The following is a 23,728-nucleotide window of genomic DNA, read 5'->3' as shown; positions in this document are numbered from 1 at the left end:
ATGACTGAAACGACATTCGCGCTTGGTCTCGACGCTGTCAACGCCATGGAGCAGGACGACTTCGTCGCCGCGCTGGGCAGAACTTTCGAGCATTCCCCATGGGTGACTGAAAAAGCGTGGGCCTCGCGGCCGTTTGCCAGCCTGGACGCCTTGCATGCGGCCATGATGGGTGCTGTTCGCGCTGCGCCGCGGGACGCGCAGGTCGCCTTTCTGTGCGGCCACCCCGAGCTCGCCGGCAAGGAGGCGCAGGCCGGCACCATGACCCGTGAGTCGGTGGGCGAGCAGGCCAGCGCCGGGCTGAACGCGCTGAGCCAGGGTGAGATGGGCGAGTTGCGCGAGCTCAATGCCCGTTACCGCGAGCGCCACGGCTTTCCGTTCATCGTCGCCGTGCGTCGCCACAGCAAGACCGAGATCTTCAGCCTGTTTCGAAGCCGCCTGGTACGGGAGAGCGAGCTCGAACTCAACGAAGCGCTGGCGCAAATCGCCTGCATCACGCGGCTACGGGTGGAAGCCAGGATGGCGGCATGAAAGACGAAACGATATCGCCACCGGCCGACCCGATGCCGCGGCGCGGCGTGCTGCGCGCCAGGTTGCTGATAGGGGGCGCGGCGCTGGCACCGGGGTTCGCGGCGGCCGCAGACGCGCCTGCCGCGGTTCCCGCCGGCCTGACTGTCGCGCCCAGTTCGCAGGCCGGCGTGTCGCCGCGGCTGACGGTCCACGCGATCGACACCTTCCACGGCGCGACCGGCGCCGGGCTGAGGCTAGATCTCTCCCGCTTCGACGGTGAGCGTTGGCAGTTGCTGAAGACTGTGCGGGCCAACGCCGGCGGTCGCCCCGCCGAACCGCTGCTGATCGGCGACGCCTACCGCAGCGGCCGCTACGAGGTGTTGCTGCATCTCGACGAGTACTTCGCCCAGATGGGCGCCCAGCTGCCGCAGCCTTCGTTCCTCATGAAGGTGCCGTTGCGCTTTGCGATCCACGACGCTTCCCGGCGCGTGCACCTGGCGGCGCTGTTCTCGCCCTGGGGCTATTCGTACTACCGCGGCAGCTGAAACAAAACAGGACTCAGGAGCAACCACGATGGCAGGCATTTCTACCCATGTGCTCGACAACTTCACAGGCCGCCCGGGTGCCGGCATGCGGATCGACTTCTCGGTGCGCGGGCAAGACGGCAGCTGGAAGCTGGTCAAGACCGTGACGACCAACGCCGACGGCCGCACCGATCAGCCAGTGCTCGTGCCGGAGGCTGCGGCGGTCGGCGAATACGAGCTGAGTTTTCACCTCGGCGACTTTTACGAGCGCCAGGGGGCGCGCCTGGCCGACCCCGTGTTCGTCGACAGAGTCGTGCCGCTGCGTTTCGCCATCTTCGATGTGAAGCAGCACTACCATGTGCCGATGCTGTGCACCCCCTGGAGCTGTTCGACCTATCGCGGCAGCTGACAGCCTGGGCGCTCCGAGCACTGTGAGCACTGTGAGCAAGTCTCTCACCCTCAGGAGCAATCCTTTTTAACCCCCTGCGTCCCAGGCCCCTGGTTTTTTACAGCGATTCGATCTTTTCCAGAAAACCTGAGCGCGCCATCACGGTTTTTGGCTGTGCATTGAGCCCGGCGACCACCAGCGGCCGCCGCGCAGCAAATGGCCTTGTGTAACTGCTCCAGCATATTCAGCCGGACTACCAGCCCTTGCGCGGCGCTTTCCGCGACCGTCAGAATCGGATCAATCTTGGCCGCCGCGCAGTGCAAGCCCTCTCCCGTTCCCCGATCCTCAAGATGTGCGCCCTCTTCTGGACGATTTTGAAGTCCCGGATGGCGTGAATTCGACGCCATGCTCGATCAGGTACTCGCGGATGAGCCTTCGTACGACTTGGGAGGGGGTGACGTCCTGTTTTGCACACAAGCCCTCGAACGCCAGTTTCTTTGCCGGATCAATCAGGACCGTCAGTCGCGCCGTCTTTAGCTCCATTGAGGCTCCTATATTCATGCTCATGCGCCCGCATTCACCTAATCGAATGACATGATAATGAAATTATAATTGCAATTGAATTGAATGCAAACTATATTCAATTTATGCGCAACGAGGTCGACGGGCTGGCAAAGCTCGTTTTTTTTACACCGGCAAACTTTCTCCACGGCCTGACCCATCGCGTCAGAACGCGACGGAGCAATCGCCAATTGGGCGGAATGCTTGCGTGTATTGCTGGCGCTATCAATGCTGGGGGGTTTCTTGCGGTGCAGCGCTATACCTCTCACATGACCGGAATTCTGTCTGCCATCGCGGACGACCTGGTCTGGGGTCACACTGTTTTGGTTTTCGCAGGAATTGCGTCGCTTGCCTCATTTCTTTGTGGCGCCGCAACAACCGCAGTACTGATTAATTGGGCGCGGCGGCGGCAGATGCATGGCGAGTTCGCACTTTCGCTCATGCTCGAAGCGGTCCTGCTTCTGATCTTTGGCTTGCTGGGGGCCAACCTTCAGCTTTTCAGTGAACTGTTTGTGCCGTCCACCGTGCTACTGTTGTGCTTCATCATGGGACTGCAGAATGCGATCGTCACCAAAATATCCAAGGCCGAGATCAGAACTACACACATGACGGGGGTGATCACGGATCTCGGCATTGAGCTGGGACGACTGATCTACTGGAACCGCACGCGGGAAACCAATATCGAGCACTTCGTGAAGGCCGATCGCGACAAGCTGGTTATCCACGCGGCCATTCTCGGATTGTTTTTTGTTGGGGGCGTGATCGGCGCTGTGGCGTTCAAGGCTTTGGGCTTTGCGGCAACAGTGCCCGTGGCCACCCTCCTCATGGTATTGGCCGCACCTCCTCTCCTGAAAGATTTCTGGTCACTCGGCAAGAAAATCCAAAGGGAAATGCCATGAGCCGCCGGGCCGTTCCCAAGGCGAATACCGCAGCGCGCAGGGCGGAGGTTACTCAATGAGCCGCCGGGCCGTTCCCAAGGCGAATCCCGCAGCGCGTAGCGCGGAGGTTGCCCAATGAGCGCCGGGCAATCGAACAAGCCGACGGATCCCGTGAACCGGCACATCAAGCTGCTGCGGTACACGCCGCGATCGGGAGGCTTCAGCCGTGTATTCGGTGCGGTTTGGAAACGCCGCGATGAAGTTCACTGGGCGTCGCCGATTGTGCGAAGAATCGATGACGTGTTTGATCCGCAACCTTTCGTTGCCCGTTTCCCCGACGCTGCGTATGAATTTGACCACTTCGTCGCAGCTGTCGCATGGCTGGAATCGGTTTGCTACGCGGCGCGAGAACCATTTGAAGTTGCTCGTGCCTGCGAGACAGAAACTGATCTGGGGCTGAGCTGTATTCGGTATAAAGGCCCGGATCGCGGAGAAGATCTCGCCAGCCTGCTCGGAGGAGAGGGGGCCCAGGCGCAGTTGCTGGACGTCGAGTTGCTCAGGACTGCTGTCAGCCTGACGCTGGAGCACCTTGTCAAAGAGCATGCAGTGCTCAAGGGCCTTCCGCTGGAACTGATCTCCCAAGGCACCGATGAATGCGCGCGCCTTCACCTGCCTGGTGATCAAATCGTACGCATCTACTTTGATCGCGACACCCCGCCGGGTGATGTGTTGCCGAAATTGCTGGTTGAGAGCGATCGATTGGACCGCGAGGCTCCCACATCGGAAGTATCGTTCCTGGTCTTTGCCCAACTCAAGACGGCACTGCCCATCGCGCCGACCACCAGAGTGCTCGCGACTGGCATGAGGCTGCCACACATAGCAAACGGCCTGGTTCGGCTGGTTTGGTCTACACCGCTGTCGCCATGAAACGGCCCCGCAAGCCTCGGGGAGAAATGCAGCTGGGTAATCCCGGGTGCACCTCGCCTCAAAACGAAGCCTTGAACTTTTCCTGCAGGAGCCGTGCAGCTGATCGGCTGCGCCGCGCCTGAATGGAGGTGCACGGTCCATTCATATCCGGACTCCGTCCACCGCCATGTGCATGACCACCAGCACGACCACCTTGGTCGTCACCGAAATTCAAGGTGACACGTTCAGTCAACTGTTTTGCGAAACGACGCTGTTCCGCCCATTCATTCGAGCCACCCATGCCAGACCATCCTGAGTACCACCAGCATCTGCGGCCATTCGTCGACGAAACGCTGACCTCGAAGACTTTGTACTTCTCGGACTGCGACATTCAAAGCAGGATGCAGATCGGCCGGCCAGACCTGCTGTTGCTGGAGTACACGCGACTCATGATGGGGTTTTTGCTGCTGGTTCCCCGTCCCGGCAGTATCGCGATGGTGGGTCTTGGTGGTGGCTCGCTAGCGAAGTTTTGCTACCGGTACCTGCCCAAATCGCGAATTGAGGTGATTGAAATCAACCCCCATGTCATCGCCCTGCGCGATAAATTTGAGGTTCCCAAAGACGACCATCGCTTCCATGTTCATGAGGCGGATGCGGCCGACTTTGTCCGTACAGCCCAGTGCCGATACGACGTGATTCTGGTCGACGGATTCGACAGTGATGGGCTGCCAGCGTGCCTTGCCTCTCGCACCTTCTACGACAACTGCTTTGACCTGCTTGAACCCCATGGTGTTCTGGTGGCGAATTTTCATTCTCACCACCAAGACTCCGCAGTCTGCATGGATCGTCTGAAAAGAAGTTTTGAGGAACGTATGCTGACCGCCATCAATGACCACGAGCGCAGCAATACCATAGCCTTTGCATGCAGGGGCGCGCTCGCAGGCACGCTATTGCACAGCCCGTTGCATTGCCCGCCGCATCTGCCCCCTGAGGCGTGGGCCCAGCTGGTGCCCGACCTGGCGAGGGTCAAGGACGCATCAGGATGGCAACCTCGAGAAACCCTGTAACAGCCGGTTCAGCAGAAAAGATGCCCAATTCCTTCGAAGCCCTGCAGCATGCGGAGCCCTTCGTGATCGAGACACCGGGTACCCGGTCACTGCATTTCACCCGCCTGGAGATGCAAAGCCGGATGTTTCTCGACCAGCCGGACTGGCTGAGCCTGGAATACACGCGCTTGATGATGGGATTCCTGCTGTTCATGAGCCAGCCCGAGCATATCGCCATCATCGGGTTGGGCGGCGGCTCGCTGGCCAAGTTCTGCCACCGTTACCTGACGGAATCGCGAATCACCGCGGTTGAGGTCAATCCGCACGTCCTCTCGCTTCGCGACAAGTTCCATGTTCCACCGGATGGCGAGCGATTCTCCGTGGTTTTGGGCGACGGGGCGGACTTCGTCAGGACAGCGGAGGACTTGCTCGATACCTTGCTTGTAGACGGCTTTGCGGCAGAGGGGATTCCGCCTCAGCTGTCATCGCAGAGCTTCTACGATGACTGCTTTGCAGCATTGCGCCGCGGCGGGATCGCGGTTTTTAATCTGGACGGCGATGACAGCGATTCTGGGCAATACATCGAAAGGATCGCCCGAAGCTTTGACGCTCCCATCTTGCGAGTCAGCGCCGCTACTTGTACGAATGTCGTGGCGTTCGTGTGCAAAGGCGATCTGATGCTCAATCATTCCGTATGCACGGAAGCATTGCCGCAAGAATTCAAGTCCGATGTGCGCGCGCATCTTCTTCCGGCATTCAATCGCATTCGTCTGGCGCTGAAAGACCTGCGACGTTAGGCGTTTGTTGATCACATGGCATTCATGTACGATGTGACGCATGTAACCATCGCATTGTCATACCGAGGATGTATGGAGCTCAAGACCGCGCGGCTAACGCTGCTCATTGATCCGAACAAGAAGGCGGCACTGGAGCGCCTTTGCGCGCAACAGGATCTGACGGTATCGCAGGTGGTGCGACAACTTATCCGCGGCTACCTCGCGCAGCATGGTGTCCAGTACACGCCGGGCAGGTTACCTGTGAACGACTCCGAGCCGGTTGATCATGTTGCCCCGGCCTTGGCAACGCCAGCCTTGACAAGCGGTAAACCACCTCCTGTGAAGCGACGTGTAGCGCGCCGGCCTGGTTCATGAGCAGCCTGCTCCCCGTCGCGCATTGGCTCATCCTCGACTGGATGCTCGTGGTCATGCTGGGCTGGCTGATCGTGGGGGCCGCAGGGGTCATGGCCCTGCATCGTCTCGTCCTGGTGTCCCGCGTGCTTTTCCCGGCCGGCGGCCTGCTCGGGCTGGCGCTTTTCGGCCTGGCTTTCGGTGCGGTGCTTGGCACGCCTGAAGTCGCCGTGCTGCCCATCGGTCTGCCGGCATTGCCATTCCATCTGCGACTGGACAATCTTTCCGCGTACTTCCTGATGGTGATCGGCGCAACATCGGCTGGCATCTCAACGTTCGCGGCAGGCTACTTTCGCAAGGGCGAAGGCACGTTGCCGGGCCTGTTGTGCCTGGAGTACCACGTGTTTCTGGTCACCATGGCGGGAGTCGTGCTGGCCGACGACGCCTACTCGTTCATGGTGATGTGGGAGACGATGGCGCTCTCGTCGTTTTTCCTGGTGACCGCGAACCACCGCATCCCGGAGGTGCGCAGCGCCGGCTACCTCTACATCACGATGGCGCGCATCGGCGCGATCGCCATCCTGCTGTGCTTCGGCGTGCTGCAGGCCAACACCGGCGACTACACCTTCGCCAACATGCGGGCGCAGGCCCCGACACCCTTATGGGCTTCGGTCGGTTTCTTGCTCGCCGTATTTGGCTTCGGCGCCAAGGCCGGCATCCTGCCTCTGCATGTATGGCTGCCGGAGGCCCACCCGGCTGCACCCTCGCCGGTGTCGGCCCTGATGAGCGGTGTCATGCTCAACACGGCCATTTACGGTCTGATGCGCGTGTCTTTCGACTTGCTGCACATGCGCATGTGGTGGTGGGGCGGGCTGCTTCTGGCCGTTGGCCTGGCCACGGCCCTGTTCGGCGTGGTCTTCGCGGCGGTGCAGACCGACATGAAGCGGTTGCTGGCCTATTCGTCGATCGAGAACATGGGCCTGCTTTTTGTCGGCATCGGCCTGACGCTGATCTTTTCGGCCTACGATATGAGGCCGATGGCAGCACTGGCCCTGACAGCGACGCTCTATCACGTCGCAAGCCATGCCTGCTTCAAGAGTCTGCTCTTCCTCGGCACTGGCAGCGTCCTGCACGCCACGTCCGAGAGAAACCTCGGCAAGCTGGGAGGGTTGATCCGCACCATGCCTTGGGTCGGCTGGCTGACACTGATCGGTGTGCTAGCCAGCGCCGGTCTGCCGCCACTCGGCGGCTTCGTGTCGGAGTGGCTGTTGCTGCAGAGCTTTCTGTTCACGCCGAGCCTGCCGTTGCCGCTGCTGACCATGCTGATCCCGGTGGTCGCCGCGATGATCGCTCTGGTGGCCGCACTGGCCGGCTACACGATGGTCAAGTTCTTTGGTGTGATCTTCCTCGGCCAGCCGCGCGAGGGCAAGCTCGCCGGTGCCCACGACGCCGGACGTTGGGAGATCGCGGGCATGGTGTGGCTGGCGCTCGGCTGCATCGCGCTCGGCCTGCTGCCGACCCAGTTCATTCAACTGATCGACCCAGTGACGCAGCAGCTCGTCGCGTCGGGTCTCGGGGCCAAGGTGGCGGCCGGCGGCTGGCTGTTGGCGCCGAACAGTCTCGAGCAGGCGAGCTACGGGCCGGTGATTTTCCTGCTCGGCATCCTGGGCAGCTTCGCACTGGCTTACCTGCTGGTGCGCTGGTTCTATCACGGTCGCGTGCGTCACGGACTGCCTTGGGCCTGCGGTTTTCCATGGGGCAACGCCCGCATGCAGGATACGGCGGAAGGCTTCGGCCAGCCGATTCGCCAGATTTTCGAGCCCTTTTTCCTGATGCAGCGCGAGCTGCCGTCGCCCTTCGACGAACAGCCGCGGTATCGCGTCAAGGTCGAGGATCACTTCTGGCGCTGGCTCTATGTACCGATTGCCCATCTGGCCACGTACCTGGCGCGACTGATCGGCCTGATGCAGCAGGGGCGCATCGCGGTGTACCTGCTGTACAGTTTCCTGACCCTGATCGCCACGTTGCTGGCAGTGATGCGATGAGGTCATCATGAGCACAGCGCCGGGCCGGTTCCATGCAGTGCTGCGCCCCCCGGGAGCCGGGCGCGCAGTGACCTGGGGGCAGACATGACCTTTTCCGGCTTTCTGTCGCAGTTGCTCGAGATCATCCTCGCGATCTCGATGGCGCCGTTGCTGACTGGCTGGGTCAATCAGTGGCGTGCCTGGCTGCAGAACAAATCCGCGCCCAGCCTCTGGCAACCGTACCGGATGCTGCACAAGCTGTTCAACAAGGAATCGATGGTGGCCGACAACGCATCGCGCCTGTTTCGCATCGCACCTTACGTGGTGTTTGGCTGTATGGTGCTGGCATGCTCGATCATCCCCACCGTCTCCACAGACCTGCCACTGGCGACGGCGGCCGATGCGATCGCGCTGGTCGGCCTGTTTGCGCTGGCGCGCGTGTTCATCTCGCTGGCCGCAATGGACATCGGCACTGCCTTCGGCACCATGGGTGCGCGGCGCGAGATGCTGATCGGCTTCCTGGCCGAGCCGGCGCTGTTGATGGTGCTGTTCTCTGCATCGCTCATCTCAAAATCGACCTCGCTCACCACCATCGTCGAGACGCTCGCCCATCGCGAACTGGCGATCTACCCTGGCCTGGCCTTTGCCGGTGTTGCATTCACAATGGTGTCGCTGGCGGAGAACGCGCGCGTGCCGGTCGACAACCCCGCCACGCACCTGGAACTGACGATGATCCACGAGGCGCTCATCCTGGAATACTCGGGCCGCCACCTGGCGTTGATCGAGTGGGCGGCCAGCCTGAAGCTGTTCGCCTATTCCTGCATCGGTTTGGCCTTGTTTTTCCCCTGGGGTGTGGCCGAGGCTCGGGCCCCGCTGGCCATGCTGCTGGCGCTGCCCGTACTGGTGTTCAAGCTCGCGATCGGCGGCTTCCTGCTTGCCGTGCTGGAGGCGTTTTCAGCCAAGATGCGCATCTTCCGCGTACCCGAGTTCCTGGCCACCGCCTTCCTGCTGGCGGTGATCGGTATGCTGGTGCAACTGCTACTGGGGCAATGATGCGATGCCTCCAGGGTCAATTCGATCGCCGCCCCCCAGGGGGCAACCCAGTGCCCTTGATGCGGCCGGACGGGCACTGAGATGAGCGCCTTGCTGACCCAGTTCGTCAATCTGCTCGGTGCGGTGCTGCTGATGCTGGCGTTCGCGATGATCGCGCAGCGGCGCATCCTGTCGCTGATTCACCTGTTCACGATGCAGGGCGCGACGCTGGTGCTGGCAACCGGCGTGGTTGGCTACGTGACGAACCAGCCGCACCTGTACATCTCGGCCGGCGTGACTTTCGTGCTCAAGGTGCTGTTGATCCCGTACCTGCTGCACCGGGTCATCGACCGCCTCGATATTCGCTGGGACGTCGAGACGCTGATCAATATCCCGACGACCATGCTGATCGGCATTGCGGTCGTGATCTTCGCTTTCGACCTCGCGATGCCGATCGCGCGGCTCTCGTCGGCGCTGGCCAGTGGCACGCTGGGCATCGCACTGGCCTGCGTACTGCTGTCCTTCCTGATGATGATCACGCGCGCGAAGGCGGTGCCGCAGGTGATCGGCTTCCTGGCGATGGAAAACGGCCTGTTCTTTGCCGCCACTTCAGCCACCTACGGCATGCCTATGGTGGTGGAGCTCGGCATTGCGCTGGATGTGCTGATCGGCGTGCTGATCCTGGGTGTGTTCATGTTTCAGATCCGCGAGCAGTTCGACAGTCTGGACATCAGCCATCTCGAAAAACTCAAGGATGACTGAGTTGCTTGCCCTGGCCTTCCTCCTCGCAACCCCGCTTGTCGGCGGGCTCGCGCTGGCGCTGGTCGGCCACCACGACAACGCACGCGACGTCAATGTAGCCTTCAGCCTGGGTACCTTCATCGCCGCTTGCGTGCTCACGATACAGATCATCGACGGCGGGCCACTGCTGGTGTGGGGCAATGAGTTCTACATCGATGCGCTGAACGTCTTTCTCGTCTCGCTGACCGCGTTCGTCGGCTTCACCACCTCGATCTTCTCGCGGCCCTACATGCGCATCGAGCGCGACCACGGCAAGATGACCCCGCCGCGCCTGCGCCTTTATCACAGCATGTACCAGCTGTTCAGCTTCACGATGCTGCTGGCACTGACGACCAACAACATGGGAATTCTCTGGGTCGCGATGGAGGCCGCGACACTGACCACCGTTCTGCTGGTCAGCGTCTACCGCACCGCGGCCAGCCTGGAGGCCGCGTGGAAATACTTCATCCTGTGTGGCGTGGGTATCGCCCAGGCGCTGTTCGGCACGGTGCTGCTCTATATGGCGGCCGAGAAGGTTATCAGCGCCGAGGCCGGTGCCTTGCTCTGGACCAACCTCGATGCGGTGAAGAGTCAGCTCGACCCGAACATCATCACGCTGGCGTTCGCGTTCCTCTTCATCGGCTACGGCACCAAGGTCGGCCTGGTGCCGCTGCACAACTGGTTGCCGGACGCCCATGCCGAGGGACCTACGCCTGTGTCTGCCGTGTTGTCGGGCCTGCTGCTGAACGTGGCGCTCTATGCAATCTTGCGTTGCAAGGTGCTCACGGACGGCGCGCTGCACAGTCATCTGGCCGGCCGGCTGATGATGGGCTTCGGCCTGCTGTCGGTGGTGGCTGCGGTGTTCCTCCTGATCCGGCAGAAGGACGTCAAGCGCATGTTCGCCTACTCGTCCATCGAGCACATGGGAATGATGACTTTCGCGTTCGGCATGGGCGGCCCGATCGCCAATTTCGCCGGGCTGCTGCACATGACGGTGCATTCGCTGATCAAATCCGCGATCTTTTTTGCCGTCGGCCACGCCACGCAGAAGGCCGGTACGCAGGTCATGGAAAACATCCGCGGGCTGATCAAGGTCAGCCCGACGGTCGCCTGGGGCCTGATGCTCGGATCGCTGGCCATCCTGGGCATGCCGCCATTCGGGGTCTTCGCCAGCGAGTTCCTGATCGTCACGACCGCGATGCGCGAGCAGCCCTGGGCGACGCCGTTCCTGTTGATCGCTTTGGGCCTGGCATTTGCATCAGTCTTCAGCCGAATCCAGCCAATGGTGTTCGGCGAGACCAACGTCAAGCCTCTGGCGCATCCGCCAGCGCTGATCCCGGTGTTTGTTCACCTGGCGCTTGGGCTGATGCTGGGCCTGTACATCCCGCCCTATCTCAACGCTTGGTACCGGCAGGCGGCCGCCATGCTGGGAGGCTGATCATATGGCGCTGTCGAACCTCGGACTCGACCTGCGACGCCTGCCGGCACCTCTGCCGATGTGGCACGGGCAGGTCGGTCGCGACACCTGGAGCGCCGTGGCACGCACTGTCGCGGACACCGGCGGGCGACTGGTTTCGGTTTGGGGCGTGGACCGCCGGGCCAGCGGCGGCGCCATGGCGGCCTGTGCGGCCTATGCCGTATTCGAGGGGTTGGTCTGGCTCGAACTGCCGCTCGACGACGCGATGCAGGGCTTTCCGGATCTGTCGTCCGCGTTCCCGTGTGCGGGCCGGATGCAGCGCGCCATGGCCGACCTGTCGGGCCTGCATGCCGACGGCAGCCGCGACGACCGCCCGTGGCTGGACCATGGCATGTGGTCGCCCGGATGGCCCCCGCTGCAACACCATGCCGAACCGAAGGCTCTGAGCGCCGGCACGCTGCCCGCCGATTACCCCTTCGTGTGCGTCGAAGGCGACGGGGTGCACGAGATCGCCGTCGGTCCGGTGCATGCCGGCATCATCGAGCCTGGCCACTTCCGTTTCTCGGTGGTCGGCGAGAAGGTACTTCGGCTGGAAGAGCATCTGGGTTACACGCACAAGGGCATCGAGCGCCGCTTCACCGAACTGACACCAATCGAAGGCCACCGGCTCGCTGGCCGCGTGTCGGGCGACTCGACGGTGGCCTACGCCTGGGCCTATTGCATGGCGCTCGAGTCGGCCTGGGGCAGCGAGATCCCGGCCAGGGCGACCTGGCTGCGTGCGCTGATGCTGGAGCGCGAGCGCGTGGCCAACCACCTGGGCGACCTTGGCGCCCTGGGCAACGACGTGGCACTGGCCTTCGGTCTGGCACAGTTCTCGCGCCTGCGCGAGGACTGGCAGCGCCTGTCCAAAGAGGCCTTCGGCCACCGCTTCATGATGGACGTGGTGATCCCTGGAGGCGTTGCGGTCGACCTCGCGCCACCGATGCTGGACCGCCTGCGCAAGCAGTGCGACGACATCGAGCGGGACGTGCGCGCGCTGAAGGTCGTGTATGACGAACATGCGGGCCTGCAGGACCGCTTGCTCACCACCGGGCGGGTGACACCACAGCTCGCCGCCCAGCTCGGGCTCACGGGTCTGGCAGGGCGTGCCAGCGGTCAGACGGCCGACCTGCGCTGCGACCATGAATGGGCGCCCTACGACCGGTTCGAGGTCGCGATGGCCACGCACCGCAACGGCGATGTCGCCGCGCGCGTGACGGTGCGCTTCGAAGAGAGTTTCGAGTCGCTGAGACTCATCCGCGCCATTTGCGCCGGCTTGCCGGGCGATGCCACCCATGCCGGCCTGCGGCCACCGGCTGTGCCATCCATGGGGGCGGGCTGGGTGGAGGGCTGGCGCGGCGAGGTGTTCGTGGCGCTCGAGATGGGGGGTGATGGCCGGATCGTGCGCTGCCACTGTCACGACCCGTCGTGGCAGAACTGGCCGGTGCTCGAGCATGCCATCATCGGCAACATCGTTCCGGATTTTCCGCTGATCAACAAGTCCTTCAATCTCAGCTATTCGGGGCACGACCTCTAGAGATCCCTGACATGTGGCACATTCTCAAACAAATCACTCGCACCGGCATCATCACCGAACCGGCTCCGGGCATTGACGACGCCCAACGCGCCGCGATCGAGCGCATCCACCGCGACATTCTGCTTATCCTCGGTCAGGCGCTGACCATCCGCGAGGTCGATGCCGGCTCGTGCAATGGTTGCGAGCTGGAAATCCATGCGCTCAACAACCCTTACTACAACATCGAAGGACTGGGCATCAAGTTCGTCGCCAGCCCACGCCACGCCGACATGCTGCTGGTGACCGGCCCGGTATCGCGCCATATGGACGAGGCGTTGCGGCGCACCTATGACGCGACGCCTGAGCCGAAACTCGTGGTCGCGGTGGGGGATTGCGGCTGCACCGGTGGTATTTTCGGCGAGAGCTACGCGAGTTGTGGCCGCGTCGCCAACGTGATTCCTGTTGATGTCGCCGTGCCTGGCTGCCCGCCGCCGCCCATCGAGATTCTGCGGGGGATACTGACCGCGGTGCGGCAGCGCCGGCCGGCCAAGCTCGGTGGGAAATAGTCATGCAGGCAGCTGACGGGTTATTGCTGTGCAAAAACCTGGTCACGGCCCCAAGTCACCGCCGCGAGATGCGTTTCTATTCCCGGCAACTGTCCAGAATCTAAGAAGAATGGCTAGTGCAGCGTTGCACGCTATCTGGAACATAAAACCGCGTCTTTTGCGCCATGGCGGCGTTGCAAATCCGCGCGATACCTGCGGGCATCACTGTGGTTTGCGCCTTGCCCTGACCCAAAATCCATCGCTTTTATTGGTTCCATCAAGCATGCAACACTGCACCAGGTGATTGGCATCAGGAAATGGAAAAGCTGCGTTGATGCCAGCGTGAAATGCGGCCGACAGGTGCAGACGCAATCAAAAAACAGAACACTGGTCAGCTCGCGCGATGCAAGCGTCATCGTTGCCACGGTTCAAGTCGGGTTTTCAAAAAATCGGTCGGGAGTTGACCTTCGCCGCGCACGGACGCCCGCGCCGGCACAGGCCGTTGAAATCAGCAGATTGGCCAGGCCGTAGCGCTCAAGAATGCCGTACACAATGACAATGAAGGCGCCGGTGGGCCCGCCGATTTGTACTGCCGAGCCGCCCAGCGCGGAGATCAGGGCGCCCGCAATGATGGCCGTCCAGATACCGGCTTCGGGCTTGAGTCCCGAGGCAATGGCAAACGCCATGGCCAGCGGCAAGGCAACGATGCCTACCGTCAGCCCGGACCCTGCGTCCTTGAAAAACCGCTCCCGGGTGTAGCCGGCAAGCGCGGTCAGCAAATGGGGACGAAACGGCGCGAGATAGACGGGTAGATGCATGAACGTTGATTGTGCAGTCGGGAACGAAGGAGAAGAGAGTCTATTCCGTGACATATGCCCGTAGTCAGAAATGTAAATTATTGTTACATTGTTGATGCGGCCTGGACTGAGGCTGTGCGAATCAGGGGCTCTTCGTGACGCCTGTTGTTTCCGGTGGAGTGCCCAGACCTCCTTCGTTTTCAACAAGGCATCGTATTGACCATGTTGTCTGGGATTGTCTGGGGGTAAGCCGTTGCGTCGCCTTTTGCGTTCATCGCTGGCAGGGATCCTGCGGCTGGCAGGCTGTCTGGCCGGACTGCTGCTGGTCCACGGGCAGGTTTTTGCCCAGGAGACTGCGGGCCTGCAAGCGGTGGAGCTGCGACCCGTGCACGCGCAAATCGCTGCCACCGGCATGTCAGGCCTCCACAAAGAAGCGCTGGTGCTGCTCGATACTGCTGGCGACCTGACGATCGATCAGGTCCATGCGCGGTTTGAGGCGGGCGAGGGGCAAACTGTCGGTATCGGGCAGATCATGCCCACCGGTGGCGGCCGCATACTCTGGTACTGGCTCCAGCTGCCTTCCGTGGCCGCGCCTACCCGGGTCGTGCTGGAAGTGCCGTATCCCGGCATGGACAACGTGGAGCTGTACCGTCTGGCGTCGCACGCGGGCGGCGGCGGCGAATGGCAACCGCAGCGTTCGGGTGACCTGATCCCCGTCATGTCCTGGCCCCTGCGGCATCTGCACCCGGCCTTTGAGCTGCTGCTGCTGCCGGGCGAAAGCCGGCCCACTTACCTGCGCGTGGCGCACAGCTACCCCATCAACGTGTACTGGACCCTGTCGGACGCACGCAGTTTTCAGGAACACAGCGAAGACTGGCACCTGCTGCTGGGCATCTACATCGGCCTGGTGTTGCTGATTGTCATGATGAGCGGCGTCCATGCGGTGTCCTGGCGCGATTCGATCCATCTCTTTTTTGCAGGCTATGTGTTGGTGGTCGCGTTGGGCCAGCTGTCCCTGACCGGACTGGGCGGAGAGTATTTGTGGCCGGGCTCGGCCTGGTGGAACGACCGCGCGCCGGTGGCGCTGACACTGCTGGGCGCGGCTTTGCTGCACCTGTTGCTGCGCCAACTCGTGGTGGAGCGGGATGTGTCCTCCTGGCTGTCCAGGTGGTTGCTGGTCATGGGGGGGCTTGGTGTCATGGTCGCGCTGGGCTTTGTGTTGGCCGGCCGCAAACCCTATTTTGTCTTCCCGTCGCCTTACTACCTGGTCAGCCTGGTCAGCTACCTGGGTGTGGCGGGCTGGTACGCGCGGCGCAGGCCCCGCGTCGGCCTGTGGGTGCTGGCGGCCATCATCTGCCTGGCGGGCGGGTCCATCTTCCCGCTGCTGACCAGGCTCAGCCTTGTACCCTTCAGTGACGCCCGCCAGTATGGCGCGCAGATTGGCGCTGCCCTTGAAATCCTGCTGCTGCTGATTGCCCTGTATTTCCGCAGCAACGAGCGGCGCGACAACCAGGCGCGTGTGGGAGCACTCGGCCGCGTGGATCCGCTGACTGGCGTTGCCAGCCATCGGGTCCTGCTGCGGCGGCTGGAGCAACTGATTCTTCGCCAGCAGCGCCATCCGGGTGCGGGGGCGGTTTTGCGCATCCGCGTCGGCAACGCCCTCGACATCCGCCAGGAATACGGTATGGAAGCCGCGCAGGGCGCGGTGGTGCATGCCGGCGCCTGCATCACTGCCGTGGCCCAGGAAGGCGACACCGTGGCACGGCATCGCGACGGCGATTTCGTGTTGATCCTGCCGGGCAATGTGACGCGCGAACAACTGACCGCCATCGGGCAGCGCCTGATCGCCCGCGGGCTGACCGAGAGCCCCAGCCTGCCGCCCCGGACGGTGCTGCGGCTCAAGGTCGCCGTGGCGCAGGCACCCTTCAAGACGAGTGACTCCGCGCTGCTGCTGCAGGCGCTGGGGGCGGTGCTGGCGGAGCTTGCCGGGCACGCCGGCACGGCGCTGCGGTTTGTCAGCGGGCCGGATGCCTCACGCGCCGCGCCGCCCGGGACACCGCCGGATCAGCGGATGCGCAAGCCCGGTGACGCGCCGGGCAAGGGCTCCAGCACATAAATGCCGGGCTGGGCCTTTTCATCGGCATGGCTGGCGGCCAGCACCATGCCTTCGCTGACACCAAACTTCATTTTGCGCGGCGCCAGGTTGGCCACCACCACCGTATGCTTGCCGATCAGCTGCTCGGGCGTATAGGCCGAGGCGATGCCGCTGAAAACGTTGCGCATCTTGCCTTCGCCCACATCCAGCGTCAGGCGCAGCAGCTTGGTGGAGCCTTCCACGGCCTCGCAGTTGACGATCTTCGCAATGCGCAGGTCCACCTTGGCAAAATCGTCAATCGTGATCGGGGCCGCCAGCGCTTCGCCGCCGGGGGTGAGCTGTGCCGGCTCGGGCGCGGCGGCGGGCGGCTCGAACAGTGCGTCCAGCTGCTTCACGTCGACGCGCTGCATCAGGTGCTGGTACTCGCCGATCAGGTGGCCGCTACCGAGGCTGGCCTGCGCATCCCGGAAGGTCAGCGCACCGGTTTTCAGGAAGCCTTCAACCTGGGCGCCCAGTGCGGGCAGCACCGGCTTGAGGTAGATGGTCAGCAGGCGAAAGGCCTCGATGCAGACCGTGCACACGTCGAGCAGCCGCACTTCCATGCCTTGCAGCTTGGCCAGCTCCCAGGGCTTGTTCTGGTCCACATAGCCGTTCACGCGATCGGCCAGCTGCATGATTTCGCGCAGGGCCTTGCCAAACTCACGCTCGGCATAGAGCTCCTGGATCGCCGGTGCGGCAGCCCGCAGCACTTCGAGCAGGGCGTCGCCGTCCGCTGATGGTTCGCCAAGCCGGCCGTCAAATCGCTTGCTGATAAAGCCGGCCGCACGGCTGGCAATGTTGATGTATTTGCCGACCAGGTCGGCATTGACGCGCGCCATGAAGTCTTCGGGATTGAAGTCGATGTCTTCATTGCGGGCATTGAGCTTGGCCGCGAGGTAGTAGCGCAGCCATTCGGGATTCATGCCCAGATTGAGGTATTTGAGCGGATCCAGCCCGGTGCCGCGGCTTTTGCTCATCTTCTCGCCGTTGTTGACGGTCAGAAAGCCATGCACAAAAACGTTGTCCGGCGTCTTGCGGCCGCTGAAATGCAGCATGGCCGGCCAGAACAGGGTGTGGAAGGTGATGATGTCCTTGCCAATGAAGTGGTACTGCTCCAGCCCCGGGTCGGCCATGTAGGCGTCGTAGTCCAGCCCTTTTTTGTCCAGCAGATTCTTCAGCGAGGCCAGGTAGCCGACCGGTGCGTCCAGCCACACGTAGAAATACTTGCCCGGCGCATCCGGAATCTCGATGCCGAAATAGGGCGCGTCGCGGCTGATGTCCCAGTCGTCCAGGCCTTCGCTGGTGGTGCCGTCGGCGTTTTGGCGTGGCGAAAACCACTCCTTGACCTTGTTGGCGACTTCCGTTTGCAGCATGCCGTCCTGGGTCCACCGCTCCAGAAAAGCCACACAGCGCGGATCGGAGAGTTTGAAGAAAAAATGCTCCGAACTCTTGAGCACGGGCGTGGCGCCCGACAGGGCCGAATACGGGTTGATCAGGTCGGTCGGCGCATAGACCGCGCCGCATACCTCGCAGTTGTCGCCGTACTGGTCTTTCGCGCCACATTTGGGGCACTGGCCCTTGATGAAGCGGTCGGGCAGGAACATGTTCTTGTCGGGATCGAAGAACTGCTCGATGGTTTTGGTTTCGATCAGCCCGGCCTTTTTGAGGTCCAGGTAGATCTGCTGTGCCAGCTGATGGTTTTCCGGCCCGTCCGTCGAATGCCAGTTGTCAAAGCTGATGTGAAAGCCGTCGAGGTAAGGCTTGCGGCCCGCGGCGATGTCGGCCACGAACTGCTGGGGTGTTTTGCCCGCTTTTTCGGCGGCGATCATGATGGGCGCGCCATGCGCGTCGTCGGCGCCGACAAAGTTCACCTCATGGCCCTGCATTCTCTGGTAACGCACCCAGATGTCGGCCTGGATGTATTCCATGATGTGGCCAATGTGGAAATTCCCGTTGGCGTAGGGAAGTGCGGTGGTGACGAAAAGGCGGCGCTGGGACATGGTGGGTGCTTTGGTAGGGCTAACCCATGATTTTAAGTCGCCTGACGGCGTTTGCCGTTCTCGCCCCGTGACTGGGTATTTTCCGGGGCGTTTCGGTCCCGCGCGCCACGCCGGGCTGCGTGCAGCCTTCGCCCATGCCTTGCCGGCGCTTGATGTAGATCAAGCAGGCGTTGGCCGCCCGTTGTTCGGCCGCGAAAGACGTGCCTATACTGGACTGTGTCCCGGCTACGAGTCCGTGCAGCGGGAGCTTCCCGCGCCGCCAGCTTATCGGGTGAAGCACCATGAATGCGTCAGTTCCTGCTCGGCCCGCCCTTCCGGAAGGGGTGATTGCGCTGGTTCCCATGCGCAATGTCGTGCTGTTTCCGCATGTGCTGGTGCCCATCACCGTCGGGCGCGCCAAATCGGTTGCGGCGGTGCAGCATGCACACCAGACTGGCGCCGGGCTGGGCATCGTGCTGCAGCGGGACGCGGCGATTGACGACCCGGGCCGCGACGCGCTGTACGACGTGGGAACCATCGCCAAGGTGCTGCAGCACGTTGACGCCGACGAGCAGCTGCAGCACGCCGTCTGCCAGGGCGTGGAGCGCTTTCGCATCGAGGCACTGGTCGAGGGCTACCCGTTTCTGGCCGCCCGTGTGCAGCCCATCCCGGAGCCGGCCGTGATTTCCACGCAAGCTGAAGCGCTGGGGCTGCAATTGCGTGACCGCGCGGTGGAAATTCTGGCACTGCTGCCGGGTGCGCCGGCCGAACTGGCCCACACGCTGCAGTCCGTGCGCTCGCCATCGCACCTGGCGGACATCGTCGCGAGCCTGCTGGATGCCGAGCTGGTCGAAAAGCAGATGCTGCTCGAGACGGAGAGCCCGGAAGACCGGCTGCCGAAGGTGTTGCAGATGCTGGAACACCGCATCGAGGTGCTGCGCCTGTCGCAGGAGATCGGCGAGCGCACCAAGGAACAGATTGACCTTCACCAGCGCAAATATCTGCTGCGTGAGCAACTCAAGGCCATCCAGAAAGAGCTCGGTGAGAGCGGGGACGACGACGAGGATATCGTGCGCCTCGAAGAGCTCATTGCGAAAGCCGGCATGCCGGACGATGTGCAGGCCCAGGCGCGCAAGGAGCTCGGGCGCCTGCAACGCATGCCGGATGCGTCCGGCGAGTATTCGATGCTGCGCACCTACCTGGAGTGGATGACCGAACTGCCGTGGGCGGCCCCGCCGGCCAACCCGATCGATCTGGGCGAGGCGCGCCGCATCCTCGAAGCCGACCACTACGGGCTGGACCGCATCAAGAAGCGCATTGTCGAGTTTCTGGCGGTGCAAAAGCTCAACCCGCAGGGGCGCGCGCCCATCCTGTGTTTCGTCGGGCCACCCGGTGTGGGCAAGACCTCGCTCGGCCAGAGCATTGCACGCGCGCTGGGGCGGCCGTTCGTGCGGATGTCGCTGGGTGGCGTGCATGACGAAGCCGAGATCCGCGGCCACCGCCGCACCTACATCGGCGCCATGCCGGGAATGATCGTGCAGAGCCTGCGCAAGGCCGGCGCACGCCACTGCGTGATGATGCTGGACGAGGTTGACAAGCTGTCTCCCAGTGCCCACGGCGACCCGTCGGCCGCGCTGCTCGAGGTGCTGGACCCGGAGCAGAACGCCACCTTCCGCGACAATTACCTGGGGGTGCCCTTCGATCTGAGCCGCGTGGTCTTCATCGCCACGGCGAACGTGATCGACCAGGTGCCCGTGCCGATGCGCGACCGCATGGAGGTGATCGACCTGCCGGGCTACACGCAGGAAGAAAAGCTGCAGATTGCGCAGCGTTACCTGGTGCAGCGCCAGCGTGAGGCCAACGGCTTGCGCGACGGCCAGTGCGAACTGACGACCGCCGCGCTGCAGGCCATTGTGGCCGACTACACGCGTGAGGCCGGGGTGCGCCAGCTCGAGCGCGAGATCGGGCGCGTCATGCGCCATGCCGCGGTGCAGATCGCCGATGGTTCGGCGCCGCAGGTGCGTGTCGATGCGGCCGACCTGGACGCGCTCCTCGGCGCCACAAAGTTTGAGCACGAAACTGTGTTGCGCAGCAGTGTGCCGGGTGTGGCCACCGGGCTGGCCTGGACGCCGGCCGGGGGGGACATCCTGTTCATCGAGGCAACCCGTGTGGCCGGCTCGGGCCGTCTGATCCTGACCGGTCAGCTTGGCGACGTGATGAAGGAAAGCGCCCAGGCGGCCCTGACGCTGGTGAAGTCCTGCGCCACCATGCTGCACTTGCCGGCAGACGCCTTCGACGACATCGACGTGCACGTGCATGTGCCGGCGGGGGCGATCCCCAAGGACGGACCCAGCGCAGGGGTGGCGATGTTCATCGCCCTGGCCTCCCTGTTCGCCAACCGCGTGGTACGCCACGATGTGGCCATGACCGGCGAAATCAGCCTTCGCGGCCTGGTGCTGCCGGTGGGCGGCGTCAAGGAGAAAGTGCTGGCCGCGCAGCGTGCCGGCGTTCACACCGTGTTGCTGCCGCAGCGCAACGAGAAGGACCTGCGCGATGTGCCCGAGGCAAGCCGCCAGGACCTGACCTTCGTCTGGCTGAACAATGTGGATGACGCCATTTGCGCGGCACTGGGCGACGCCGTCATCAGGGGCGCCGGGTTCGAGCTGGTTTGAGGGCGCCGCCATGCCCTGGACCGCGCAGCGCTATCCGGTGTCGATGCGCAATCTGCCGCAGCCGGTACGCGTCAAGGCGATCGAAATAGCCAATGCGCTGCTTGACGAGGGCATGGATGAAGGCCGTGCCATCCGCATTGCCATCGCCAAGGCCAGGCAATGGGCGGCGCACCCGGCTGACCGGGTGGCGCGACGGCAGCGAAGCGGGGACAATGATTAATTCTGCAGGACGCTTGAGTCCCCTGGTCTTGACCGCAGAACGCACGCCATCGCTGTCGACACCGCCGGGACCGAAGGAGGCGATGATGACGCACACGGCAAAAACCAGGTTACAAACCAAGCTGAAAACGGCCCAGGCAAAGGCCAAGGCAGGCACTCCGCGCAGGGCTGGCGTGCCTGAAGAGGTGACTGAACCCGATGCCGACAACGGGCGGGACCGGATTGTGGCCCGCCCGGACGGCTACCACTGGCTGACGCCTGACGGCAAGCAGGAGTTCGGCCCGTTCGAGACGGTCGAACTGGCGCGGGAGGACATGGATGCGGCCGACGAGCGAACGCTGGCGCCGGCCATCACCTTGTCAGAGGCCGAGCGCGAGATCGGCATTGCCGAATGGCTGGACCCCGAGACCGGTGAGCCGGCCGAGGGTCCAAGTCCGCCTTGTCCGGAAGAGGAATGACCGCGCCGCCCGGTCGGCGGCGCATGCCGTGCTCAAGGTTGCGCGCGCTGGCGACTGCTGGCATGGGGCAGTCGATCACGCCGATGACACCAATCAGTTCAGGGGCGGGCCTTCTGCTTCTGGTAGGTGCCGACCAGTTCGGCCCGGGCCAGCACGTGGCCCTGCATGGCGTGCTCGACAGCCGCCTTGGCTGGTTGGTGAAGCGCGGGCAGTGTCGTGTCGAGGGCGTAGAGCTTGAAAAAATAGCGATGCCGCCCGATCGGTGGGCAAGGCCCGCCATAGCCCGGGCGGCTCCAGTCGTTGAGGCCAGCGCGCGTGCCGGCGGGCAGCGGATCGCCGCCCTCGGGCAAGCCGGGTGCGGCCGGCGGAATATCGATGAGCACCCAGTGCACCCAGGTTCGCTGCGGTGCAGCCGGATCGGGCGCATCCGGATCATCAACAATCAGCACCAGACTGCGGGCAGCGTCCGGAACACCGGTCCAGCGCAGCGCTGGCGCGATGTCCTCACCCTCGCAGGTATGGCGTTGCGGGATATCGCCCTGGGGTGTGAAAGCGGTCGAGGTCAGTTCCATGAACCATCTCCTGAGAAGACTGAGAAGACTGAGAAGAAGGAAGGGGTGCCAGGTCGACAGGCATGAAATCTCCCCAGGCCAAACACCGGACGGCGGGCCGGGAAGCCATCTTTTTACCGCCACCACTACCGTCCCGTAACACATTCTGGTCCTGTTCCTGCCTGCGTGGATTGAGCAAGATCAAGGCGCCGGCCTGCCGATGCTGCCTTGTCAGGTCATGGCTTCTCCGCGCTTGCGATGCGCCCTCATCCGCATTGCCTTAGACTTCTCTTCAAGCCCGGGAGCCTGTCGGGGCGGGGCACCGTCGGCTGCAAATCGGCCAGAGTGGTCCATTTTTACCGTCGTTTGGTCCCTAGCCCCGGCTGGGGCCGGAAAACTCGGCAATCGTCCTCGCTGGAGGTTTTTTCCAATTGGCTGTCCCATGCCCGACAATCTCCCGACCGCCAGGCAGCGCGCCCCAGCGCTCCCTGCCTGCCCCCAATTCAATCGGAGATTTCCCAGATGGCTGTAGAACAATCGGCAATTTTGAACGCGCTGCAAGGCGTGCTTGACCCCAACACCGGCAAGGATTTTGTCAGCGCAAAAGCGCTCAAAAACCTGCAGATCACCGACGGCGATGTGTCCTTCGACGTGGAGTTGGGTTATCCAGCCAAGAGCCAGATGGCGGCTATCCGCAAGATGCTGATCGCTGCGACCAAGGGGGTGGCCGGCGTGAACAACGTGTCGGTCAATATCGCCGTCAAGATCGCCGCCCACAGCGTGCAACGCGGCGTGCAACTGCTGCCCAACGTGAAAAACATCATTGCCGTGGCCTCCGGCAAGGGCGGCGTGGGCAAGAGCACCACCGCCGTTAACCTGGCACTGGCGCTGGCCGCTGAAGGCGCCAGCGTGGGCTTGCTCGATGCCGACATTTACGGCCCCAGCCAGCCCATGATGATGGGCATCGAAGGCCGGCCCGAGAGTGTGGACGGCAAGAACATGGAGCCGATGGAAAACTACGGCATTCAGGTCATGTCCATCGGTTTCCTGGTGGCGCAGGACGAGGCCATGATCTGGCGCGGCCCCATGGCCACCCAGGCGCTGGAGCAGCTGCTGCGCCAGACCAACTGGAAGGACCTTGACTACCTGATCGTCGACCTGCCGCCCGGCACCGGCGACATCCAGCTCACGCTCTCCCAGCGGGTGCCCATGACGGGTGCCGTGATCGTCACGACGCCGCAGGACATCGCACTGCTGGACGCCAAAAAAGGCATCAAGATGTTTGAGAAGGTGGGTGTGCCCATCCTGGGCATCGTGGAAAACATGGCGGTGCATGTGTGCAGCCAGTGCGGCCACGCCGAGCACATCTTTGGCGAGGAAGGCGGCAAGAGACTGGCGGCCGACTACCACATGGACTATCTCGGCGCGCTGCCGCTGGATATCAACATCCGCCTGCAGGCCGACAACGGCAGGCCCACGGTCGTGGCAGACCCCGACGGCGATGTGGCCGCCATTTACAAGGCGGTGGCGCGCAAAATGGCCATCACCGTGGCGGCCAAGGCGAAAGATTTTTCGGCCAAGTTTCCGACCATCACGATTTCAAAAAATACCTGAGCTCCCGCCAGGCG

The 23,728-nt window shown here is 63.1% G+C and carries 22 protein-coding genes and 2 pseudogenes; 19 read left to right on the top strand and 5 right to left on the bottom strand.

Annotation, left to right across the window (positions count from 1 at the left end; translation table 11 throughout):
- The 3 genes from uraD to uraH are packed head-to-tail and all read left to right on the top strand — an operon-like array spanning position 1 to position 1,440.
- On the top strand, positions 1-528 hold the full coding sequence (uraD, locus tag AC1DUB_RS04960) for a 2-oxo-4-hydroxy-4-carboxy-5-ureidoimidazoline decarboxylase (RefSeq protein ID WP_477728566.1): 528 nt from the start codon (positions 1-3) through the stop codon (positions 526-528).
- Entirely contained in the window at positions 525-1,052 is a 528-nt protein-coding gene (locus AC1DUB_RS04955) for a hydroxyisourate hydrolase (RefSeq protein WP_477728565.1), read from the top strand. Before uraD ends, AC1DUB_RS04955 begins: the two co-directional genes overlap by 4 nt.
- A 28-nt stretch (positions 1,053-1,080) precedes the next feature.
- Positions 1,081-1,440 (top strand): hydroxyisourate hydrolase, encoded by a 360-nt coding sequence (gene uraH / locus AC1DUB_RS04950; protein WP_477728564.1) that lies wholly within the window; start codon positions 1,081-1,083, stop codon positions 1,438-1,440.
- A gap of 50 nt (positions 1,441-1,490) precedes the next feature.
- On the opposite strand, the gene AC1DUB_RS04945 is transcribed toward uraH, so the two are convergent.
- Positions 1,491-1,826 (bottom strand): hypothetical protein, encoded by a 336-nt coding sequence (locus AC1DUB_RS04945; RefSeq protein WP_477728719.1) that lies wholly within the window; start codon positions 1,824-1,826, stop codon positions 1,491-1,493.
- A complete protein-coding gene (locus AC1DUB_RS04940) occupies positions 1,765-1,962 on the bottom strand; it encodes a CopG family transcriptional regulator (RefSeq protein ID WP_477719904.1) in 198 nt (65 codons plus the stop codon). Before AC1DUB_RS04940 ends, AC1DUB_RS04945 begins: the two co-directional genes overlap by 62 nt.
- Positions 1,963-2,066: 104 nt before the next feature.
- Between AC1DUB_RS04940 and AC1DUB_RS04935 the strand changes: the two genes are divergently transcribed.
- From AC1DUB_RS04935 to AC1DUB_RS04885, 11 genes and pseudogenes are all read left to right on the top strand, one after another.
- Complete coding sequence (locus AC1DUB_RS04935; protein ID WP_477719947.1) at positions 2,067-2,879, top strand: YoaK family protein; 813 nt, start codon at positions 2,067-2,069, stop codon at positions 2,877-2,879.
- A gap of 114 nt (positions 2,880-2,993) precedes the next feature.
- A complete protein-coding gene (locus AC1DUB_RS04930; RefSeq protein ID WP_477728563.1) occupies positions 2,994-3,785 on the top strand; it encodes a hypothetical protein in 792 nt (263 codons plus the stop codon).
- A gap of 278 nt (positions 3,786-4,063) precedes the next feature.
- Complete coding sequence (locus AC1DUB_RS04925; protein ID WP_477728562.1) at positions 4,064-4,831, top strand: fused MFS/spermidine synthase; 768 nt, start codon at positions 4,064-4,066, stop codon at positions 4,829-4,831.
- 20 nt (positions 4,832-4,851) lie between these two features.
- Positions 4,852-5,607 (top strand): spermine/spermidine synthase domain-containing protein, encoded by a 756-nt coding sequence (locus AC1DUB_RS04920; RefSeq protein WP_477728561.1) that lies wholly within the window; start codon positions 4,852-4,854, stop codon positions 5,605-5,607.
- 72 nt (positions 5,608-5,679) lie between these two features.
- Positions 5,680-5,829: pseudogene (locus tag AC1DUB_RS04915) on the top strand (ribbon-helix-helix protein, CopG family); the annotation flags it as partial.
- 128 nt (positions 5,830-5,957) lie between these two features.
- Positions 5,958-7,982, top strand: coding sequence for a hydrogenase 4 subunit B (hyfB, locus tag AC1DUB_RS04910; RefSeq protein ID WP_477728560.1), 2,025 nt, complete (start codon positions 5,958-5,960; stop codon positions 7,980-7,982).
- A gap of 84 nt (positions 7,983-8,066) precedes the next feature.
- Positions 8,067-9,014, top strand: coding sequence for a respiratory chain complex I subunit 1 family protein (locus tag AC1DUB_RS04905; protein WP_477728559.1), 948 nt, complete (start codon positions 8,067-8,069; stop codon positions 9,012-9,014).
- A gap of 81 nt (positions 9,015-9,095) precedes the next feature.
- A complete protein-coding gene (locus tag AC1DUB_RS04900; protein WP_477728558.1) occupies positions 9,096-9,755 on the top strand; it encodes a formate hydrogenlyase in 660 nt (219 codons plus the stop codon).
- Positions 9,748-11,211, top strand: a complete 1,464-nt coding sequence (locus AC1DUB_RS04895) for a hydrogenase 4 subunit F (protein ID WP_477728557.1) — start codon at positions 9,748-9,750, stop codon at positions 11,209-11,211. Before AC1DUB_RS04900 ends, AC1DUB_RS04895 begins: the two co-directional genes overlap by 8 nt.
- Positions 11,212-11,215: 4 nt before the next feature.
- The gene (locus AC1DUB_RS04890) at positions 11,216-12,766 is read left to right on the top strand and encodes a hydrogenase large subunit (protein WP_477728556.1); all 1,551 of its coding nucleotides are present in this window, start codon (positions 11,216-11,218) and stop codon (positions 12,764-12,766) included.
- Positions 12,767-12,777: 11 nt separating this feature from the next.
- Positions 12,778-13,311: an NADH-quinone oxidoreductase subunit B family protein gene (locus AC1DUB_RS04885; RefSeq protein ID WP_477728555.1), complete on the top strand. Its 534-nt coding sequence runs from the start codon at positions 12,778-12,780 to the stop codon at positions 13,309-13,311.
- Positions 13,312-13,778: 467 nt separating this feature from the next.
- Here the strand turns inward: AC1DUB_RS04885 and AC1DUB_RS04880 are convergent.
- Positions 13,779-14,108: pseudogene (locus AC1DUB_RS04880) on the bottom strand (SulP family inorganic anion transporter); the annotation flags it as partial.
- Positions 14,109-14,340: 232 nt separating this feature from the next.
- Here AC1DUB_RS04880 and AC1DUB_RS04875 point away from each other — a divergent pair.
- Entirely contained in the window at positions 14,341-16,203 is a 1,863-nt protein-coding gene (locus AC1DUB_RS04875; RefSeq protein ID WP_477728554.1) for a sensor domain-containing diguanylate cyclase, read from the top strand.
- On the opposite strand, the gene metG is transcribed toward AC1DUB_RS04875, so the two are convergent.
- Positions 16,152-18,221 (bottom strand): methionine--tRNA ligase, encoded by a 2,070-nt coding sequence (gene metG / locus AC1DUB_RS04870; protein WP_477728553.1) that lies wholly within the window; start codon positions 18,219-18,221, stop codon positions 16,152-16,154. The genes AC1DUB_RS04875 and metG overlap by 52 nt on opposite strands.
- 281 nt (positions 18,222-18,502) lie before the next feature.
- Between metG and lon the strand changes: the two genes are divergently transcribed.
- From lon to AC1DUB_RS04855, 3 genes are read left to right on the top strand one after another with little or no spacing between them, the layout of a single operon-like run.
- Entirely contained in the window at positions 18,503-20,872 is a 2,370-nt protein-coding gene (gene lon / locus AC1DUB_RS04865; RefSeq protein ID WP_477728552.1) for an endopeptidase La, read from the top strand.
- A 10-nt stretch (positions 20,873-20,882) separates the two neighbouring features.
- Entirely contained in the window at positions 20,883-21,092 is a 210-nt protein-coding gene (locus tag AC1DUB_RS04860) for a DUF2188 domain-containing protein (protein ID WP_477728551.1), read from the top strand.
- Positions 21,093-21,120: 28 nt separating this feature from the next.
- Positions 21,121-21,549 (top strand): hypothetical protein, encoded by a 429-nt coding sequence (locus tag AC1DUB_RS04855; protein ID WP_477728550.1) that lies wholly within the window; start codon positions 21,121-21,123, stop codon positions 21,547-21,549.
- Between the two features lie 98 nt (positions 21,550-21,647).
- On the opposite strand, the gene AC1DUB_RS04850 is transcribed toward AC1DUB_RS04855, so the two are convergent.
- On the bottom strand, positions 21,648-22,121 hold the full coding sequence (locus AC1DUB_RS04850; protein ID WP_477728549.1) for a YbhB/YbcL family Raf kinase inhibitor-like protein: 474 nt from the start codon (positions 22,119-22,121) through the stop codon (positions 21,648-21,650).
- A 501-nt stretch (positions 22,122-22,622) separates the two neighbouring features.
- On the opposite strand from AC1DUB_RS04850, the gene apbC reads away from it, so the two are divergent.
- A complete protein-coding gene (apbC, locus tag AC1DUB_RS04845; protein ID WP_477728548.1) occupies positions 22,623-23,714 on the top strand; it encodes an iron-sulfur cluster carrier protein ApbC in 1,092 nt (363 codons plus the stop codon).
- The last annotated feature ends 14 nt before the right edge of the window (positions 23,715-23,728 follow it).

The organism is Polaromonas sp. P4_F9 (assembly GCF_056401235.1).
This window is presented reverse-complemented; position numbering and strand designations above follow the sequence as displayed.

What these genes read in the sequence shown, in the direction of transcription:
- uraD (WP_477728566.1), top strand. Translation starts at nt 1, where the DNA reads ATGACTGAAACGACATTCGCGCTTGGTCTCGACGCTGTCAACGCCATG.
- AC1DUB_RS04955 (WP_477728565.1), top strand. Translation starts at nt 525, where the DNA reads ATGAAAGACGAAACGATATCGCCACCGGCCGACCCGATGCCGCGGCGC.
- uraH (WP_477728564.1), top strand. Translation starts at nt 1,081, where the DNA reads ATGGCAGGCATTTCTACCCATGTGCTCGACAACTTCACAGGCCGCCCG.
- AC1DUB_RS04945 (WP_477728719.1), bottom strand. Translation starts at nt 1,826, where the DNA reads ATGGCGTCGAATTCACGCCATCCGGGACTTCAAAATCGTCCAGAAGAG.
- AC1DUB_RS04940 (WP_477719904.1), bottom strand. Translation starts at nt 1,962, where the DNA reads ATGGAGCTAAAGACGGCGCGACTGACGGTCCTGATTGATCCGGCAAAG.
- AC1DUB_RS04935 (WP_477719947.1), top strand. Translation starts at nt 2,067, where the DNA reads ATGCGCAACGAGGTCGACGGGCTGGCAAAGCTCGTTTTTTTTACACCG.
- AC1DUB_RS04930 (WP_477728563.1), top strand. Translation starts at nt 2,994, where the DNA reads ATGAGCGCCGGGCAATCGAACAAGCCGACGGATCCCGTGAACCGGCAC.
- AC1DUB_RS04925 (WP_477728562.1), top strand. Translation starts at nt 4,064, where the DNA reads ATGCCAGACCATCCTGAGTACCACCAGCATCTGCGGCCATTCGTCGAC.
- AC1DUB_RS04920 (WP_477728561.1), top strand. Translation starts at nt 4,852, where the DNA reads ATGCCCAATTCCTTCGAAGCCCTGCAGCATGCGGAGCCCTTCGTGATC.
- hyfB (WP_477728560.1), top strand. Translation starts at nt 5,958, where the DNA reads ATGAGCAGCCTGCTCCCCGTCGCGCATTGGCTCATCCTCGACTGGATG.
- AC1DUB_RS04905 (WP_477728559.1), top strand. Translation starts at nt 8,067, where the DNA reads ATGACCTTTTCCGGCTTTCTGTCGCAGTTGCTCGAGATCATCCTCGCG.
- AC1DUB_RS04900 (WP_477728558.1), top strand. Translation starts at nt 9,096, where the DNA reads ATGAGCGCCTTGCTGACCCAGTTCGTCAATCTGCTCGGTGCGGTGCTG.
- AC1DUB_RS04895 (WP_477728557.1), top strand. Translation starts at nt 9,748, where the DNA reads ATGACTGAGTTGCTTGCCCTGGCCTTCCTCCTCGCAACCCCGCTTGTC.
- AC1DUB_RS04890 (WP_477728556.1), top strand. Translation starts at nt 11,216, where the DNA reads ATGGCGCTGTCGAACCTCGGACTCGACCTGCGACGCCTGCCGGCACCT.
- AC1DUB_RS04885 (WP_477728555.1), top strand. Translation starts at nt 12,778, where the DNA reads ATGTGGCACATTCTCAAACAAATCACTCGCACCGGCATCATCACCGAA.
- metG (WP_477728553.1), bottom strand. Translation starts at nt 18,221, where the DNA reads ATGTCCCAGCGCCGCCTTTTCGTCACCACCGCACTTCCCTACGCCAAC.
- lon (WP_477728552.1), top strand. Translation starts at nt 18,503, where the DNA reads ATGAATGCGTCAGTTCCTGCTCGGCCCGCCCTTCCGGAAGGGGTGATT.
- AC1DUB_RS04860 (WP_477728551.1), top strand. Translation starts at nt 20,883, where the DNA reads ATGCCCTGGACCGCGCAGCGCTATCCGGTGTCGATGCGCAATCTGCCG.
- AC1DUB_RS04850 (WP_477728549.1), bottom strand. Translation starts at nt 22,121, where the DNA reads ATGGAACTGACCTCGACCGCTTTCACACCCCAGGGCGATATCCCGCAA.
- apbC (WP_477728548.1), top strand. Translation starts at nt 22,623, where the DNA reads ATGGCTGTAGAACAATCGGCAATTTTGAACGCGCTGCAAGGCGTGCTT.